The sequence below is a fragment of the Streptomyces sp. NPDC033174 genome, from assembly GCF_055577795.1.
Genome location: NZ_JBVIPQ010000001.1, coordinates 542,086 through 558,816 on the forward strand (window position 1 = coordinate 542,086; position 16,731 = coordinate 558,816).

Sequence of the window (16,731 nt, forward strand, 5' to 3'; positions counted from 1 at the left end):
GGGTGCCTCAACTACGCCTCGCTCTGAATCAGATCGACTCGACCGTCGGCGATCTCGCCGGCAACGCCGAGGCGATCGTGCACTGGACCCGGCACTCCGCCGAGCAGGGGGCGCATCTCGTCGCGTTCCCGGAGATGGTGCTGACCGGTTACCCCGTCGAGGACCTCGCCCTGCGGTCGTCCTTCGTCGAGGCGTCCCGGGCCGCGCTGCGCGCGCTCGCCGAGCGCCTCGACGACGAGGGCTTCGGCGAACTCCCGGTCATCGTCGGCTATCTGGACCGCTCCGAGAAGGCCCGGCCGAAATACGGCCAGCCGGCCGGCTCCCCGCAGAACGCGGCGGCCGTGCTGCACCGCGGCGAGGTGGTCCTGAGCTTCGCCAAGCACCACCTTCCCAACTACGGCGTCTTCGACGAGTTCCGGTACTTCGTGCCGGGCGACACCATGCCGGTGATCCGGGTCCACGGCGTCGATGTCGCGCTCGCCATCTGCGAGGACCTCTGGCAGGACGGCGGCCGGGTCCCGGCCACCCGGTCCGCCGGGGCCGGGCTGCTGGTCTCCATCAACGCCTCGCCGTACGAGCAGAACAAGGACGACACCCGTCTGGAGCTGGTGCGCAAGCGCGCCCAGGAGGCCGGCTGCACCCTCGCGTACCTGGCGATGATCGGCGGCCAGGACGAGCTGGTCTTCGACGGCGACTCGATCGTCGTCGACCGGGACGGCGAGGTCGTGGCGCGGGCCCCGCAGTTCTCCGAGGGCAGTGTGGTCCTCGACCTCGATCTGCCGGCGGCGGCCGCCGAGCCGGTGACGGGTGTCGTCGACGACGGGCTGCGCATCGACCGGGTGATCCTGTCCGAGGAGCCGCTGCCCGCGTACGAGCCGGAGCTCACCGGGGGCTACGCGGACCGGCTCGACGACGACGAGGAGGTGTACTCGGCGCTGGTGGTGGGCCTGCGGGCGTACGTGGCCAAGAACGGCCTGCGTTCCGCGCTCATCGGTCTGTCCGGGGGTATCGACTCGGCGCTGGTGGCGGCGATCGCCTGCGACGCGCTCGGCCCGCGGAACGTCTACGGCGTCTCGATGCCGTCGAAGTACTCCTCGGACCACTCCAAGGGCGACGCGGCCGAACTGGCGAACCGGACGGGCCTGCACTTCCGTACCGTCGCGATCGAGCCGATGTTCGACGCCTATATGGGGGCGCTGGGCCTGACCGGACTCGCCGAGGAGAACCTCCAGTCGCGGTTGCGCGGCACGATGCTGATGGCCATCTCCAACCAGGAGGGTCACATCGTCCTCGCGCCGGGCAACAAGTCCGAGCTCGCGGTGGGCTATTCGACGCTCTACGGCGACTCGGTCGGCGCGTACGGCCCGATCAAGGACGTCTACAAGACGTCGATCTTCCGCCTCGCGCGGTGGCGCAACCGCGCGGCCGAGGAGCGCGGCCAGACCCCGCCGATCCCCGAGAACTCCATCTCCAAGCCTCCGAGCGCCGAGCTGCGCCCCGGTCAGGTCGACACCGACTCGCTGCCGGACTACGACGTCCTGGACCGGCTGCTGTCGATGTACGTCGACCGGGACCAGGGCAAGGACGCGATCGTCGCGGCCGGTTTCGACGAGGAGCTGGTGACGAAGACACTGCGGCTGGTGGACCTGGCCGAGTACAAGCGGCGCCAGTACCCGCCGGGCACGAAGATCTCGGCGAAGGGCTTCGGCAAGGACCGCCGCCTGCCGATCACCAACCGCTGGCGGGAGACGACGGGCTGACGCCCGGCTCCGGTTGTACGGAGAAAAGGAGGGGGCTTCCCGCGATGCGCGGGAAGCCCCCTCTCCTGCCGGGCCGGCGTCAGAGCCTCATCCGGGCCGCGATCGGCAGATGGTCGCTGCCGGTCCGGGTGAGCGTCCAGGAGGAGACGGGTTCGACGCCCTTCACCATGATCTGGTCGATGCGGGCCATGGGGAACGACGCGGGCCAGCTGAAGCCGAAGCCGTCGCCCGCCGCGCCCTGGGTGGAGCGCATCTGGGAGGTGACCGCCTTCAGGGAGCGGTCGTTCATCGTGCCGTTGAGGTCGCCGAGCAGGACGACCCGGTTCAGCGGCTCGTGGGCGATGGCCTCGCCGAGCTCGTCGGCGCTGTTGTCGCGCTGGTTGGCGGTGAAACCGGCGTGCAGCTTGACCCGCACGGACGGCAGATGGGCCACGTAGACGGCGACCTCGCCGCGAGGGGTCGTCACCGTGGCGCGCATCGCGCGGGTCCAGCCCATGCGGATGTCGACGGGGCGGTCGTCGCTCAGCGGGTACTTGCTCCACAGGCCGACCGTGCCCTCCACCGAGTGGTACCGGTAGGTGTCGGCCAGCGCCTTCTCGTAGACCGGGACCATGTCGGCCTTGAGCTCCTCGAGGGCCACCACGTCCGCGCCGGAACCGGCGACCTGACGGGCGGTGCCCTGCGGGTCGGGATTGTCGGCGTTGACGTTGTGGGTGGCGACGGTGAGGTCGCCGCCGGTGGCCGACTTGTCGGTGACCAGCCCGCCGAAGAGGTTGAGCCAGACGACCACGGGGAGGAGCAGGGCGATCAGGGCGGTCGCCGACCGCCGCAGGAGCGCGACGACGAGCAGCACCGGCACGAAGAGGCCGAGCCAGGGCAGGAACGTCTCGGTGAGGCTGCCCAGGTTGCCGATCCTGTTGGGGATCTGGGCGTGGAAGACCATCGTGAGGGTGAGCAGTACGGCGAGGGCCGCCGGCACCAAGCCCCGGCGCCAGATGCCGGGGTCGCGGCGCCACCGGTCCAGGACCGTCCGGAAGCGGGATCCGGAACGCTGGTCCTGCGCGCCGCCGTGTCCGGTCTCCGTCATCTCCACCCGCGCCATACCGCTGTCCTCACTGCCTTGCCGTGCTCACCGTCCCGGGCTCGACACTAGGCGATCAGGGGACGGCCGTACTGCCACGAGGACGAGGAAGCGGCGCGGCGGGTTCCTGCGGAGGGCGGGTGGGCAGCGGCTGTGACAGAACACGCACAATCGGGCGGCTTCGAGCATTCTCGAACACCGACAACTCCGCTCGTCCTCTCGCTCTCCGCCCTATGACCGTACGGATTCCCGTGCCTCGCCGGCCCCTTCGTCCGCCGGGCCGTGCGGCAGCGGCCGGCGTGCGGGCAGGAAGAGCGCCACGACACCCGCGCCGATCACGGCGACGGCCGCCGAGCCGAGCGCGGTGACGTGCATGGCGTCGAGGAAGGCGCCGTAGGCGGGCGCGACCAGCGCCTCGCCCTCCGGGCCGAGCCGCTCCGCGGCGGCGAGGGTCGCCTCGATGGACTCGCCCGCCGCCGTCCGCTCCCCGGCCGGCAGCGCGGCGGCCCTCTCGAGGGTCCCCTCGATCCGGCCCCGGTACACGGTGGAGAGCACCGAACCCAGGACGGCGACGCCCAGCGCCCCCCCGATCTGGCGGAAGGTGTTGCTGATGGCCGAGCCCGAGCCGGCCTTCTCCCGGGGCAGCGACTGCATCACGGAGACGGTCACCGGGGGCAGGATGTGGGCCATTCCGGCGCCCTGCACGAAGAAGACGATCTCCATGGTCCACACCGGCGTCGAGGCGTCGAAGAAGGCGAAGGAACCGAGGCCGGTGGCGACCATGAGCATGCCTGCCGTGCAGACCGTACGGGCCCCGAACCGCTTCACGACCAGCCGGGCCCGGGGCGCGAACGCCATCTGGGCGACGGCCAGCGGCAGGATCATCAGGCCCGCCTGGAGCGCGCTGAAGCCGCGGACGCTCTGCATGTAGAAGGCGGAGAAGAACGTCACGCCCATCATCGCGAAGAAGACGAGCGCGATGGCGGCGATCGCCGCGGAGAAGGCCGGCTTCCTGAAGTACGAGAAGTCCAGCGCGGGGTGGTCGCAGCGCCGCTCGTACAGAACGAAGCAGGCGAGGACGGCCAGGCCCCCGAGGAGCGGGACCACCACGCCGCGCCCGGTGAAGTCGGCGAGCTCGCCGCCCCGGATGACGCCGTACACCAGCAGGACGAGCCCGATGACGGACAGCACCACGCCGACCGGATCCAGACGGCCCGGCTCGGGATCCCGGGAGTCGGGAACGATCAGCACCATCGCCACCAGCGCGACGAGCACGACCGGCACGTTGATCAGGAAGACCGAGCCCCACCAGAAGTGCTCCAGCAGGACGCCGCCGGTGACGGGGCCGATCGCGATGCCGATGCCGACACCCGCCGCCCAGATGCCCATCGCCTTGGGCTGCTCCGCGCGCTCGAAGACGTTCATGATGACGGCGAGCGTGGCGGGCATCACGAAGGCGGCGCCGAAGCCCATCACCGCGCGGTAGGCGATGAGCTCCGTGGGCGAACCGGACAGGGCGGCCAGCGCGGAGCCGGCACCGAAGACGACGAGGCCGAAGAGCAGCACCTTCTTGCGGCCGAGGCGGTCGCCGAGCAGCCCCGAGGTGAAGAGCAGTCCGGCGAAGACGAGGGTGTACGCGTTGATCGCCCACTCCAGCTCGCTCTGGGTGGCGCCGACGCCGGTCGGGGCGGGGGCGGCGATCGTCTTGACCGCCACGTTCAGGATCGAGCTGTCCAGCACGACGATGAGCAGGCTGAGCATCAGGACGCCGAGGATGGCCCAGCGCCGGCGGTGCACCGCCTCCGGGACGGTTGTGTGTGACATGCCGCGCAGCGTAGGGATTTTTCGATACGGGGCCGTCCCGTCTCGCCTGTGTCGGGAAGGAAACCCTGCGTTACCGGCGGGTGGACGCCGCCGTGTGAGTTACCGCCGTATGAACAGACCCACTTCCGCCGACGCGGCACGAGGTGCCACCATGGATGCGGTCCGGGGACGCCGTAAGGGCGCCTCGAGATGACGAAGGAGCCGTTTCCCATGACGCTTCAGGCTGCCCAGAAGCAGTCCGCCGACAGCAGCAAGGCGCTGTACGGCGGCAAGGGCACTCGCCGCATCACCGTCCACGACATCGCCCGCGCCAAGGAGCGCGGCGAGAAGTGGCCCATGCTGACCGCTTACGACGCGATGACCGCGTCCGTCTTCGACGAGGCCGGGATCCCGGTCCTGCTCGTCGGCGACTCCATGGGCAACTGTCATCTCGGCTACGACACCACCGTGCCCGTCACGATGGACGAGATGACGCTGCTGTCCGCCGCCGTCGTCCGGGGCACGAGCCGCGCCCTGATCGTGGGCGACCTGCCCTTCGGTTCGTACCAGGAGGGCCCGGTCCAGGCCCTGCGCAACGCCACCCGGCTGGTCAAGGACGCGGGTGTCGGAGCGATCAAGCTGGAGGGCGGCGAGCGCTCGCTGCCCCAGACCGAGCTGCTGGTCCAGGCCGGCATCCCCGTGATGTCACATCTCGGTCTGACACCGCAGTCCGTCAACACCATGGGCTACCGGGTGCAGGGCCGCAGCGACGAGGCCGCCCACCGGCTGCTCAGCGACGCGAAGGCGGCGCAGGACGCGGGCGCGTTCGCGGTCGTCCTGGAGCTCGTCCCGGCCGAGCTGGCCGCCGAGGTCACCCGTTCCCTGCACATCCCGACCATCGGCATCGGCGCCGGTCCCCACACCGACGCCCAGGTCCTCGTCTGGACCGACATGGCCGGTCTCACCGGCGGCAAGGTGCCGCGTTTCACCAAGCAGTACGCGAACCTGCGGGCGACACTCGGTGACGCGGCCCGCGCGTTCGCCGACGACGTGGCCGGCTCCGCGTTCCCGGCCGAGGAGCACACCTTCCACTAGTCCGCTCCCGGCACTCCCATAGCCACTGCGGCACAGACGACAGCCCGCCGACATCCCCCATCGGCGGGCTGTCGGTCGTCCGGCGGACGTTGTCGGCGCTGCTGTCAGGGAGCTGTCGGTGATCTGTCGGTGATCTGTCAGCGGCACCTGGTCCCATGGTGGACATGACGCGATCCGACACCAACGCCGTCGAGGTACGAGGCCTCGTGAAGCACTACGGCGAGACGAAGGCCCTCGACGGGGTCGACCTCGATGTACGCGAAGGCACCGTCCTCGGTGTCCTCGGCCCCAACGGCGCCGGCAAGACGACCCTTGTCCGCTGCCTGTCCACCCTGGTCGCCCCCGACGCCGGCACCGCCGTCGTCGCCGGCTACGACGTGGTGAAGCAGCCCCGGCAGCTGCGCCGCACCATCGGCCTCACCGGCCAGTACGCCTCGGTCGACGAGAAGCTCTCCGGCTGGGAGAACCTCTACATGATCGGGCGGCTGCTCGATCTGTCCCGCAAGGACGCCCGCCGCCGCTCCGACGAGATGCTGGAGCGCTTCTCGCTCACCGAGGCGGCCAAGCGCCCGGCCATGACCTACTCCGGCGGTATGCGGCGGCGCCTCGACCTCGCCGCCTCGATGATCGGGCAGCCCGCCGTCCTCTACCTGGACGAGCCGACGACCGGCCTCGACCCCCGGACCCGCAACGAGGTCTGGGACGAGGTCCAGCGCATGGTCTCCGAAGGAGCGACCGTCCTGCTCACCACCCAGTACATGGAGGAGGCCGAGCAGCTCGCGAGCGAGCTCACGGTCATCGACCGGGGCCGGGTCATCGCCAAGGGCAAGGTCGACGAGCTGAAGGCAAAGGTCGGCGGCCGCACCCTGCAGATCCGCCCGGTCGACCCGGCGCAGCTGCCCGCGATGGCGCGCGCGCTCCGGGAGTCCGGCCTGGACGGCATCGCGGGCGCCACCGTGGTACCCGACGAGGGCGTGCTGTACGTCCCGATTCTCAGCGACGGCCAACTCACCGCCGTCATCGGCCTGCTGGGCGCGCGCGGCTTCGGCATCGCGCACATCGGCACCCATCTGCCCAGTCTGGACGAGGTGTTCCTCGCCCTCACCGGCGAGAAGACGTCCGTGTCCGACACGATCCCCGAGGAGGTCGCCGCATGAGCAGCGCACTTGTCAACGCTCCCGCCCCCGTCAAGCGCTCCCCCGGCTCGCCGGCCGCCGCCGAGGGCCGGATAGGGCTGCGGGCCAATCTCCGCCACATCGGCGCCCTGGTGCGCCGCAACGCCCTGCAGATCAAGCAGGACCCGGAGTCGATGTTCGACGCCGTCCTGATGCCGGTCATCTTCATCCTGCTGTTCGTCTACGTCTTCGGCGGCGCGATCGCCGGCAAGGGCAACAACCAGGAATACGTGAACTACGTGGTCCCCGGCCTGATGGCGACGATGGGCATGAACATCGCCATGGCCGTGGGAACCGGCATCAACGACGACTTCAAGAAGGGGGTGATGGACCGGTTCCGGACGATGCCGATCGCCCGGTCGTCCGTCCTCATCGCGAAGATCGTCGTCGAGGTCGGCCGGATGCTGATCGCCACTTCGATCCTGCTGGCCATGGGCTTTCTGCTCGGCCTGGAGATCAAGACGTCCGTCCTGGATCTCCTCGCCGCCGTCGGTCTCTCGATGGTGTTCGGCGCCTCGCTGATGTGGATCTTCATTCTGCTCGGGCTCACCATGAAGACGGCCCAGGCCGTCCAGGGAGTGGCCATGATCGTCCTGATGCCGCTGCAGTTCGGCTCCTCGATCTTCGCCCCGCCCACCTCGATGCCGGGGTGGCTGGAGACCTTCACGGACTACAACCCGCTGTCCAACCTCGCCGACGCGGCCCGGGCGATGATCAATGGCACACCGGTCGGCCACTCGGTGTGGATGACGCTCGCATGGTCAGTGATGATCACCGTCGTCACGGCGCCGCTCGCGGTCGCCAAGTTCCGCAAGAAGACCTGACGCACGGACCCGGTGCACAGACCCTGACGCCGTCGGGTCGCGTCCGGCGGGCGGCGTCAGAGCAGGGCGGTGGCCTCCTCCAGAGTGAGGCCGCCGCCCTCGGCGTACGCCGCGTCGAACCCGGCGTCCCCGAGGGCGGCCCGCGCCAGGGCGGTGGCCCGCGCCAGGTTCTCCCGCTCCATCGGCGCCGGTACGTGCCCGGGCGGCAACAGGCCCTCGTGGGCGCCGAGCAGCACGGCCGCCGTACGCGCCCCGGGGCCTCCCCGCCCGGCGAGCGCCCAGGCCACGACGACCAGATGGATGGCGGGCATCTGCGGCGCGACCATCATCGACACGGCCTCCTGGGAGTGCGCGAAGGCGCGCACCGCCACGTCGAGGGCCTCGTCGTAGCGCCCCTCGAGGGTGTCCAGCCAGGCGAGGGTGCCCAGCGTGAAGCCCTCGAACAGTGACAGGGCCTCGGACCCGAACTCCTCCCGCATGGCCCGCAGATGCTCACGGGCCTCCCCGGTCCGGCCCGTCCGGCCCAGCAGGAGCGTCAGATACAGCCGCGCGGCCGGAATGGCCTCGTACCCTGAGCTGCGGCCGCCCGCCAGGACCTCCCGCAGGATCCGTTCGCCCTCGGCGCCCCGTCCGGTCTCGTTGAGCATCCCGGCGTACCGGGCCCGCAGCAGGGCCGTCTGGGCCTGTGCGCCGATCCGCTCGGCGTGCTCGACGGCGGCCCGGAAGTCCTCGGCCGCGGCCTCGAACTCGCCCCTGCGCTCATGGGCCTCGCCGCGCGAGGACAGTGCCTCGGCGGCGCCCCAGGAGTCGCCGAGGCGGACGAAGATCTCCAGGCTCTCGTCGGCGTCACGGCCGGCCCGGCCGGCCCAGTCGCTCCGGTTGGCCAGCACATTGGCCCGCATCTGGAGGGCGTAGGCGAGCTCCCAGGTGTCGCCCAGCTGCCTGCAGGCGTCGACCGTCGCGTCGAACAGCCCGCGCAGCCTGTCCTGGTCGCCGGTGAGCAGCACCGCGTAGAACCACAGCATGCCCGGCATCCGGCAGGTCTGCGGCAGCCCGGGCCGGTACGCGGCGGAGATCCGGCGGAGCTCCTCCAGTCCCTCCGGGGTGGTCCACCGCGTGACCTGGTGGTCCATGTTGACCAGCTGGACCAGGCGGACCCCCCGGCGCGCCTCCCACAGCTGCTCGTCGCTCATCGGCGGCGGGGCGGCGGTACAGCGCTCGGCCAGCGGCGGCGCGGCGGCGACGGGTGGGGCGAAGGGGTCGGGGCCGAGCGCGGCGACCGCCCCGGACCAGTGCCGGGCCTCGGCGCGCAGGTCGCGCATCTGCCAGTACCAGCCCAGCGAGTGGACCAGGCAGAGGGCCTCGTGTTCGTCCTTCCAGGCGACGGCGCCGCGCAGGGCGGTGCGCATGTTCTCGTACTCGGTCCGGAACCGGGCCATGGCCCGCGCCTGGCCGGCCCGGCGCAGCTCCGGGTCGGTGGCCCGGGCGAGTTCGCGGTAGTGGACGAGATGGCGGCGCTCGGCGTCGGCGCGGTCACCGGCCTCGTCGAGGCGTTCGGCGCCGTACTCGGCGACGGTCTCCAACAGCCGGTAGCGCATCTCGCCCCCGGATCCGCCGGACCCGTCCGGGTCGTCGGGCGGGGTGGCGACGACCAGGGACTTGTCGACGAGGGCGCCGAGGAGGTCCAGGGTGCCGGGAACGGCGCACACGGCCTCCGCGGCCGCCAGGTCGCAGCCGCCGGCGAACACGGACAGCCGGCGCAGCACGGTCCGCTCCTCGTCGCAGAGCAGGTCCCAGGACCAGTCGACGACGGCACGGAGTGTCTGTTGGCGCGGAAGGACGGTACGGGCACCGGAGGTGAGCAGCCGGAAGCGGTCGTCGAGCCGGTCGGCGATCTGACGGGGAGTCATCATCCGCAGCCGCGCGGCGGCCAGCTCGATGGCGAGCGGAAGGCCGTCGAGACGGTGGCAGATCTCCGCGCAGGCGTCGGGGTCATCGGTCACGCTGAAACCGGGGCGGGCCGCCGCCCCCCGGTCCGCGAGCAGCCGGAGCGCCATCGGGTCGGGCAGCGGATCGACGGGGCGCAGGAACTCGCCGGGGACACCGAGGGGTTCGCGGCTGGTGGCGAGGATCGTCAACTCCGGGCATCCGGCGAGAAGCCGGTCGGCGAGGCCGGCCGCGGCCTCGACGACATGCTCGCAGTTGTCGAGGAGGAGCAGCATCCGGCGCCCGGCGCAGTGCTGGAGCAGGCGTACGAGCGGGTCGTCGGTCTTCCCCTCGGCGACCCGCAGCCCCTCGGCCCCGGCGCCCCGCAGTACGGTCTCCCGCGCCCCGAGCGCTCCCAGTACCGCCTCGGGGACGGCCGAGGGGTCGGTGAGGGGCGCGAGTTCGACGAGCCAGACGCCGTCCCTCCAGCCGGCGGCGGCGCGTTCGGCCGCCTCCTGCGACAGGCGCGTCTTCCCGGCGCCGCCGGGGCCGAGCAGAGTGACGAGCCGGGCGCGCCCGAGGTCCGCGTGGAGCGCGGCGATGTCCTCGTCGCGTCCGACGAAGCTGGTGAGCCGGGCGCGGAGGTTGCCCTGGCGGGCCCCCGGCCCGGCGGGCGGGGTCCGCGGCGCGGCGGGGTTCAGCAACGCGGCGTGCAGGGCGAGCAGTTCGGGGCCGGGGTCGGTGCCCAGCCGGTCGGCGAGTTCCCGGCGGACGGCCTCGTACGACGCCAGCGCCTCGGCCGGGCGGCCCGCGTCGCGCAGGGCGCGGATGTGGAGGGCCCGGAGGGGTTCGTCCAGGGGGAGACCGCCGCACAGTTCGGTGAGCTCGGGCAGCGCCTCGCCGGGGCGGCCGGTGTCCAGCAGCGCCGCGAGGCGGGCCCGGCGGGCGTCGAGGCGGCGGGACTCCCAGCGGGACGCCTCGGCGGAGCGGTCGGGGAGGTCGGCGAGCGCGGGCCCGCGCCACAGGGCGAGCGCCTCGCCCAGGAGCGGGACGGCCCTGTCCGGTGCGCCGCCCTCCGCCGCCCGTACGCCTTCGGTGACCAGCCGCTCGAAACGGTGCAGGTCCACGTCGTCCCGGTCGGCCGCGAGCCGGTACCCGCCGTCCACGGACAGCACCGCGTCCCTGCCCAGCGCCCGCCGCAGCCGGGCGACCAGCGCCTGGAGCGCGGCGCCGCCGTCGGCGGGCGGGTCGCCGTCCCACACCTCGTCGACGAGGTGCGCGACGGACACGGCCCGCCCCGCCCGCAGGGCGAGCGCGGTCAGCAGGGCGCGCAGCCGGGCCCCGCCGATCATCAGGGGGGTGCCGTCGTCGTGGAATGCCTGCGTGGTGCCGAGTACGCGGTAGTGCACGGCCTCATTCTCCCCGGGTCCGCGCCCTCCCCGCCCCGGCCCCCGGGTCCGCGCCCTCCCCCGCCCCGGCCCCCGGGCCGACGGGCTCCGCCGGGTCCGGGAGCGGGTCAGGAACCCCGGGACCTCGCCCGGACGTTCCGACTGCGTCGCCTGTACCGTCGACCCTCCGCGTCCCCCCTTCCCCTGGAGCGCTCATGACCACGGCCACCGCTCGCGGCGATCGCCGGATCAGCCCCGTCTTCCTGGGGATCGTCGCCGTCATGGCGGTCGCCGGATGGGCGGTGTGGACGGACTTCGCGGCCTCGCCCGGACTCGCGGTCTTCCTCTTCGTGACCGCCGCCTGGCTGGTCTCGCTCTGTCTCCACGAGTACGCGCACGCCCGCACGGCCCTGCACAGCGGCGACATCACCGTGGGGGCGAAGGGCTATCTCACCCTGAACCCGCTCGCGTACACCCACGCCCTGCTCAGCATCGTGCTGCCGGTGCTCTTTGTGATCATGGGCGGTATCGGTCTGCCCGGCGGCGCCGTCTTCATCGAGCGGGGCCGGATCCGGGGGCGCTGGAAGCACAGCCTGATCTCGGCGGCCGGACCGCTGACGAACGTCCTCTTCGCGGTCGTGTGCACCGCGCCCTTCTGGCTGGACGCGCTCGGCGGCGTGCCCATGGCGTTCCGCTTCGCGCTCGGCTTCCTGGCGCTGCTCCAGCTCACGGCCGCGCTGCTGAACTTCCTGCCGATTCCGGGGCTGGACGGCTACGGCGTGGTGGAGCCCTGGCTCTCGTACCGCTTCCGGCGGCAGATCGAGCCGTACGCGCCCTACGGCTTCTTCGTCGTCATCGCGCTGCTCTTCGTGCCCGTGGTCAACGAGGCCTTCTTCGACGCGGTCGACGCGATGCTGCGAGGTCTGGGCGTCGCGGGGTTCGAGCGGCACTGCGGCTGGGAGCTCTACCGCTTCTGGCAGGACGCCCCGGACGTCTGCACGCTCGCCGCCGGCCTGTAGCCGGCGGCCGTCCGGCGGGCGCGGTCAGCCGTTGGCGGCGGCGCGCCCCGTCCTGCCGCGGCGGATGTAGTACCAGGCCATGTTGGACGAGAGCCCGGCGAGGAGCACCCAGACGACGCCGAACCAGCTGCCCCGGGCGAAGGAGACGACGGCGGCGGCCACGGCGAGGGCGCAGACGGCGAGGGCGTACAGAGCGAGGCGGGGCATGGGGGTCGGCTCCTGTCCGGATACGGCTGAGATTGCCCGTCCAGTGTCCCCCATGCCCCGCACCGCTCGGGGCCCCGCCTAGACGTCGGTGACGCGCAGGCCCGCGTGGGCCTTGTAGCGGCGGTTCACCGAGATCAGGTTGGCGACCAGCGACTCGACCTGGTGGGCGTTCCTGAGCCGGCCCGCGAAGACACCCCGCATTCCGGGGATCCGGGCGGCCAGCGCCTGGACGAGGTCGGTGTCCGCGCGCGCCTCGCCGAGCACCATCACATCGGTGTCGATCTCCTCGATCGACGCGTCCTGGAGCAGCACCGCCGAGAGGTGGTGGAAGGCGGCGGTCACCCGGGAGTCCGGCAGCAGGGCGGCGGCCTGCTCGGCGGCGCTGCCCTCCTCCGGCTTGAGGGCGTAGGCGCCCTTCTTGTCGAAGCCCAGGGGGTTCACGCAGTCGACGACGAGCTTGCCGGCGAGCTCCTCGCGCAGGGACTCCAGGGTCTTGGCATGGCCGTCCCACGGCACGGCGATGATCACAATGTCGCTGCGGCGCGCGCACTCGGCGTTGTCGGCGCCCTCGACGCCGAGCCCCAGCTCGGCGGCGGCGGTCCCGGCTCGCTCGGCGGCCCGGGATCCGATGATCACCTTCTGCCCGGCGCGGGCGAGCCGGTAGGCGAGGCCCCGGCCCTGGTCACCGGTGCCGCCGAGGACACCGACGGTCAGACCGGAGACGTCGGGAAGGTCCCACGGGTCCTTGGCAGGGGTCTTCTGAACACTGTCAGTGGAAGTCATGGTCCGACAGTACGGGACCGCCCGCGCCTCTCCCTTACGGGTGAGACAAGGCCAAGCGGCCTCCCCGGGACCACCCTTCGCGGCATGATGCGGGCCCATGGATGCCGTACGTGTCGCACTGCTGCGGGAAGTCCTCGCCGGGACCGAGTGGCCGGCCCTCACCCGCCGCTTCGCCGGGACGCTGCGGTCCTCGGTGGTCCCGCAGGGCGGCGGGCTGCTGCTGGTGGGGACCGAGGAGTACGAGCCCTGGCACCTGGCGGCGCATCTGGTGGACGAGGCGGCCTGGTCGGGGCGGCCGGAGCTCTCCCCCACGCTCGTCCGTCACCGGGTGCGGCCCGGCGACCCCGCGCATCTGGCGGTCGGGCTGGGTCGTCTGGAGGGCGCCCGGCGCGGGGCCACGCTGCTGGTGGTGGCACCGGGGCGGCCGGACGCCGGGCTGCTGGAGCGGGTGCACGACGCACGCCGGGCCGGTGCGACCGTGCTGGCACTGGACGGCGGCGACGCGGAGGTCCACGGCCTGGCGCACGAGGCGCTGACCGTCGCCGAGGAGACGGCGGAGGTGGACTTCGACACGGTGCAGCACCTGGTCGGGGCGGCGGCCGGCGAGAACAGCCTGCCTGCCGCGCCGCGGGGCAGGCGCCGCCTTCGCGACCGGCTCTCCCGCCTGGCGGACCATCTGACGGCCCCGCCCCCGACCCGCTGGTGAGCCCCGGGGGCCCGCCCGGCCGGGCGGCCAGGCGGGCGGGCCCCCGGGGCCGGGCGGGCGGCCGGCGCGAACGGCCCGGGCTATGTCTCCTCGTCACCCGGCCGGGGCGCGTCATGCCACTTCGGGTCGTTCTCCCACTGCAGATTCCGCTCCCGTGCCGTCTCCATCGCGTGCGACGCCTCGGCCCGCGACGCGTAGGGACCGAAACGGTCCTTCGCCGGGCACTCCGGGCCCTCCTCCACCTTCTTGTGCTCCAGGCAGTAGAACCACTCGCCCGGTTTGCCGACCGTGCGCTTCTTGAACAGGGCCATGTCCGGCTCCTTCCTCTGCAGCCATGCTGCCCCACCGGCGCTGGTTAGACTCGCTGGTATGTCTGGCCAGTCGCTGCTCGCACCGGGGGAGCTCTCCCCCCTCCGCTCCGTTCCCGGAGCCATCCGCCGTCCCGAGTACGTCGGGAAGCCGGCCCCCACTCCGTACACCGGGCCGGAGGTGCAGGATTCCGACACCATCGAGCGGATGCGCATCGCCGGGGGGATCGCCGCCCGGGCGATGGAGGAGGCCGCCAAGCACATCGCGCCGGGTGTGACCACGGACGAGCTGGACCGGGTCGCCCACGAGTACATGTGCGACCACGGCGCCTATCCGTCGACGCTCGGCTACCGCGGCTTCCCGAAGTCGCTGTGCTCCTCGGTCAACGAGGTCATCTGCCACGGGATCCCCGACTCCACCGTCCTGCGCGACGGCGACATCGTGAATCTCGACGTCACGGCGTACATCCACGGTGTCCACGGCGACAACAACGCCACCTACCTCTGCGGTGACGTCGACGAGGAGTCCAGGCTGCTCGTGGAGCGGACCCGGGAGTCCCTCAACCGCGCCATCAAGGCGGTCAAGCCGGGTCGGCAGATCAACATCATCGGGCGGGTCATCGAGTCGTACGCCAAGCGTTTCGGCTACGGAGTGGTCCGGGACTTCACCGGGCACGGCATCAATTCGTCCTTCCACTCCGGCCTGATCGTGCCGCACTACGACTCCCCGCACGCCACGACGGTGATCCAGCCGGGCATGACGTTCACCATCGAGCCCATGCTCACGCTGGGCACGCACGAGTACGACATGTGGGACGACGGCTGGACCGTGGTGACCAAGGACCGCAAGCGGACGGCGCAGTTCGAGCACACGCTGGTCGTCACGGACACCGGGGCCGACATTCTCACGTTGCCCTGACCCCCGGGCGGGGTAGCGTTTTACCGACAGGTCGTCGGGAACCAGTTGACTTAGGTATACCTAAGTAGAAGGATCGTACTGGTTCCCGTCCCCATCGGTCCCCCGGAGGCCCGCATTGGACACGCCCTTCTCCACGCTCATCCGTGTGGCGTCGCACGAGCAGCACACCGAGGCGGAGACCTCGACCTTCATGAGCGATCTGCTGGGCGGACGGCTGGGTGTGGACGCCTACACCCGCTACACCGAGCAGCTGTGGTTCGTGTACCGGGCCCTGGAGGACGCCGCCGAGGCGTTGAAGGGCGATGCGGTCGCGGGCCCGTTCATCCAGCCCGAGCTGTTCCGCGGCGCCGAGCTGGAGCGGGACCTCGCCCACCTGCGCGGGGCGCGGTGGCGCGAGGGGCTCGCTCCGCTGCCCGCCACCGCCGCGTACGCCGCCCGCGTCGAGGAGTGCGCGCGCACCTGGCCGGCCGGATATGTGGCCCACCACTACACGCGCTATCTCGGGGACCTCTCCGGCGGCCAGATCATCCGCGACAAGGCGGAGCGCACCTGGGGCTTCGCACGCAAGGGCGACGGCGTCCGCTTCTACGTGTTCGAGCAGATCTCCAATCCGGCGGCGTTCAAGCGGGGTTACCGCGAGCTGCTGGACCGGGTGGACGCGGACGACCTGGAGAAGCAGCGGATCGTCGACGAGTGCAAGCGCGCCTTCGACTTCAACGGGGCGGTGTTCCGGGAGCTGGGCGGCGAGTTCCCGCTCAGCGCCTGAGCGCCCGGCGCCCGCCCGGATCCCCTCCGGGCGCGGACCTCAGGGGCGAACGGCCGGGTCGAAGCGGACGCGGCCGCCGAGTTCGATGACGCCGTCGGGGCCGGGGGCGGTCAGCAGTTGCGATCCCCGGCCCTGCGTGATGTTCAGGGCGCGTCCGAGGGCCTCGGTGAGCAGCAGCGCCGCGGCGCCGGTCGCCTCGTCCTCGTCGATGCCGTCGCCCCTGCCGGGGAACGCCCTGGCGCGGACCCGCCCGGCGGCCTCGTCCTCCCAGGCCCAGGCGTAGATCCACTCGCCGGGGGGCGGCACGTCGAGCGCCTCGACCTCGGCCGCGGAGGCGTACCGCCGCAGGGTGCGCGGCGGCACCCAGTCGCCGCGGGCGGCGATCCAGGTGAACTCGCCGTCGTCGCGCGCCCACACCTCGCCCACCGGCGGGTTGACGACCTCCAGGTCGAGCAGCCAGGCGGCTCCGACGACCGGGTGACCGGCGAACGGCAGCCGCACACCGGGGGTGTAGATGTCGACGACACCCCGCTCGGGGTCGTCGACGAACACCGTCTCGCTGAAGCCGAGTTCCTTGGCGAGCGCCTGCCGGGACGCCTCGTCGGGATGGGTGCGCCCGTCGCGCACGACACCCAGGGCATTGCCGTACCCGCCGTCACCCGCGCAGAAGACGCGCAGGACTTCGACCTCGGTCGCCGTCGTGTTCATTCCGGCATTCAAGCATCAGCGGGCCGTCTCGCGCCGGGGCTACGGCATGGGCGGCCCTACATCCGGCAAATCACCCATAACACTCAAATACCCCTAGTTGGCTGGCTCTTGACCATTCCTTGGGTTATTCATGAACCAGCTGTGATCGGGCCGTATCCCCGTACCCCCTCCGCGCCGACGGTGAGAGCTGAATCACTGGACGGGTGGGTAGCGGTCAGGTAAGCCTCGGTTAAGTTAGGTCCGCCTCACCCCCCGTACCTCGT

At 71.9% G+C, this 16,731-nt stretch carries 15 protein-coding genes; 8 read left to right on the plus strand and 7 right to left on the minus strand.

Annotation, left to right across the window (positions count from 1 at the left end; translation table 11 throughout):
• The first annotated feature begins 2 nt into the window (after positions 1-2).
• Positions 3-1,760 carry an NAD+ synthase gene (locus ACZ5VC_RS02530; RefSeq protein ID WP_469118271.1) on the plus strand — a complete coding sequence of 586 codons (1,758 nt, stop codon included), beginning with the start codon at positions 3-5 and terminating at the stop codon, positions 1,758-1,760.
• Between the two features lie 79 nt (positions 1,761-1,839).
• Here the strand turns inward: ACZ5VC_RS02530 and ACZ5VC_RS02535 are convergent, their stop codons facing one another.
• Together ACZ5VC_RS02535 and ACZ5VC_RS02540 are read right to left on the minus strand one after the other, a co-directional pair.
• Positions 1,840-2,862, minus strand: a complete 1,023-nt coding sequence (locus ACZ5VC_RS02535; RefSeq protein WP_469118272.1) for an endonuclease/exonuclease/phosphatase family protein — start codon at positions 2,860-2,862, stop codon at positions 1,840-1,842.
• Positions 2,863-3,072: 210 nt separating this feature from the next.
• Complete coding sequence (locus ACZ5VC_RS02540) at positions 3,073-4,665, minus strand: MFS transporter (protein ID WP_469118273.1); 1,593 nt, start codon at positions 4,663-4,665, stop codon at positions 3,073-3,075.
• A gap of 210 nt (positions 4,666-4,875) precedes the next feature.
• Here ACZ5VC_RS02540 and panB point away from each other — a divergent pair, with 210 nt between their 5' ends.
• The 3 genes from panB to ACZ5VC_RS02555 all read left to right on the plus strand — a co-directional run bounded on the left by panB (position 4,876) and on the right by ACZ5VC_RS02555 (position 7,738).
• Positions 4,876-5,739 (plus strand): 3-methyl-2-oxobutanoate hydroxymethyltransferase, encoded by an 864-nt coding sequence (gene panB / locus ACZ5VC_RS02545; RefSeq protein ID WP_468705298.1) that lies wholly within the window; start codon positions 4,876-4,878, stop codon positions 5,737-5,739.
• Between the two features lie 155 nt (positions 5,740-5,894).
• Entirely contained in the window at positions 5,895-6,896 is a 1,002-nt protein-coding gene (locus ACZ5VC_RS02550; RefSeq protein WP_469118274.1) for an ATP-binding cassette domain-containing protein, read from the plus strand.
• Positions 6,893-7,738, plus strand: a complete 846-nt coding sequence (locus ACZ5VC_RS02555; protein ID WP_469118275.1) for an ABC transporter permease — start codon at positions 6,893-6,895, stop codon at positions 7,736-7,738. The genes ACZ5VC_RS02550 and ACZ5VC_RS02555 overlap by 4 nt, the downstream gene beginning before the upstream one ends.
• A 56-nt stretch (positions 7,739-7,794) precedes the next feature.
• Here the strand turns inward: ACZ5VC_RS02555 and ACZ5VC_RS02560 are convergent, their stop codons facing one another.
• On the minus strand, positions 7,795-11,073 hold the full coding sequence (locus tag ACZ5VC_RS02560; protein WP_469118276.1) for a BTAD domain-containing putative transcriptional regulator: 3,279 nt from the start codon (positions 11,071-11,073) through the stop codon (positions 7,795-7,797).
• A gap of 194 nt (positions 11,074-11,267) precedes the next feature.
• Here ACZ5VC_RS02560 and ACZ5VC_RS02565 point away from each other — a divergent pair, with 194 nt between their 5' ends.
• On the plus strand, positions 11,268-12,071 hold the full coding sequence (locus tag ACZ5VC_RS02565; RefSeq protein ID WP_469118277.1) for a site-2 protease family protein: 804 nt from the start codon (positions 11,268-11,270) through the stop codon (positions 12,069-12,071).
• Between the two features lie 24 nt (positions 12,072-12,095).
• Here the strand turns inward: ACZ5VC_RS02565 and ACZ5VC_RS02570 are convergent, their stop codons facing one another.
• Positions 12,096-12,332, minus strand: a complete 237-nt coding sequence (locus ACZ5VC_RS02570; protein WP_469118278.1) for a hypothetical protein — start codon at positions 12,330-12,332, stop codon at positions 12,096-12,098.
• A gap of 24 nt (positions 12,333-12,356) precedes the next feature.
• Positions 12,357-13,061 (minus strand): NADPH-dependent F420 reductase, encoded by a 705-nt coding sequence (gene npdG / locus ACZ5VC_RS02575; RefSeq protein ID WP_469118279.1) that lies wholly within the window; start codon positions 13,059-13,061, stop codon positions 12,357-12,359.
• A gap of 97 nt (positions 13,062-13,158) precedes the next feature.
• Here npdG and ACZ5VC_RS02580 point away from each other — a divergent pair, with 97 nt between their 5' ends.
• Positions 13,159-13,767 carry a hypothetical protein gene (locus ACZ5VC_RS02580; protein ID WP_469118280.1) on the plus strand — a complete coding sequence of 203 codons (609 nt, stop codon included), beginning with the start codon at positions 13,159-13,161 and terminating at the stop codon, positions 13,765-13,767.
• Positions 13,768-13,847: 80 nt separating this feature from the next.
• Here the strand turns inward: ACZ5VC_RS02580 and ACZ5VC_RS02585 are convergent, their stop codons facing one another.
• Positions 13,848-14,078 (minus strand): hypothetical protein, encoded by a 231-nt coding sequence (locus ACZ5VC_RS02585; protein WP_469118281.1) that lies wholly within the window; start codon positions 14,076-14,078, stop codon positions 13,848-13,850.
• A 58-nt stretch (positions 14,079-14,136) separates the two neighbouring features.
• Between ACZ5VC_RS02585 and map the strand changes: the two genes are divergently transcribed.
• A complete protein-coding gene (map, locus tag ACZ5VC_RS02590; RefSeq protein ID WP_469118282.1) occupies positions 14,137-14,994 on the plus strand; it encodes a type I methionyl aminopeptidase in 858 nt (285 codons plus the stop codon).
• Positions 14,995-15,109: 115 nt separating this feature from the next.
• A complete protein-coding gene (locus tag ACZ5VC_RS02595) occupies positions 15,110-15,760 on the plus strand; it encodes a biliverdin-producing heme oxygenase (protein WP_469118283.1) in 651 nt (216 codons plus the stop codon).
• A gap of 39 nt (positions 15,761-15,799) precedes the next feature.
• On the opposite strand, the gene ACZ5VC_RS02600 is transcribed toward ACZ5VC_RS02595, so the two are convergent.
• Complete coding sequence (locus ACZ5VC_RS02600; protein ID WP_469118284.1) at positions 15,800-16,468, minus strand: PhzF family phenazine biosynthesis protein; 669 nt, start codon at positions 16,466-16,468, stop codon at positions 15,800-15,802.
• Positions 16,469-16,731: the final 263 nt, after the last annotated feature.

Bases quoted from the DNA above. Each gene is read 5' to 3' on its own strand.
- npdG (WP_469118279.1), bottom strand. From the start codon at position 13,061: ATGACTTCCACTGACAGTGTTCAGAAGACCCCTGCCAAGGACCCGTGG.
- map (WP_469118282.1), top strand. From the start codon at position 14,137: ATGTCTGGCCAGTCGCTGCTCGCACCGGGGGAGCTCTCCCCCCTCCGC.
- ACZ5VC_RS02540 (WP_469118273.1), bottom strand. From the start codon at position 4,665: ATGTCACACACAACCGTCCCGGAGGCGGTGCACCGCCGGCGCTGGGCC.
- ACZ5VC_RS02580 (WP_469118280.1), top strand. From the start codon at position 13,159: ATGGATGCCGTACGTGTCGCACTGCTGCGGGAAGTCCTCGCCGGGACC.
- ACZ5VC_RS02555 (WP_469118275.1), top strand. From the start codon at position 6,893: ATGAGCAGCGCACTTGTCAACGCTCCCGCCCCCGTCAAGCGCTCCCCC.
- ACZ5VC_RS02535 (WP_469118272.1), bottom strand. From the start codon at position 2,862: ATGGCGCGGGTGGAGATGACGGAGACCGGACACGGCGGCGCGCAGGAC.
- ACZ5VC_RS02570 (WP_469118278.1), bottom strand. From the start codon at position 12,332: ATGGGGGACACTGGACGGGCAATCTCAGCCGTATCCGGACAGGAGCCG.
- ACZ5VC_RS02550 (WP_469118274.1), top strand. From the start codon at position 5,895: ATGGTGGACATGACGCGATCCGACACCAACGCCGTCGAGGTACGAGGC.
- ACZ5VC_RS02600 (WP_469118284.1), bottom strand. From the start codon at position 16,468: ATGAACACGACGGCGACCGAGGTCGAAGTCCTGCGCGTCTTCTGCGCG.
- panB (WP_468705298.1), top strand. From the start codon at position 4,876: ATGACGCTTCAGGCTGCCCAGAAGCAGTCCGCCGACAGCAGCAAGGCG.
- ACZ5VC_RS02585 (WP_469118281.1), bottom strand. From the start codon at position 14,078: ATGGCCCTGTTCAAGAAGCGCACGGTCGGCAAACCGGGCGAGTGGTTC.
- ACZ5VC_RS02565 (WP_469118277.1), top strand. From the start codon at position 11,268: ATGACCACGGCCACCGCTCGCGGCGATCGCCGGATCAGCCCCGTCTTC.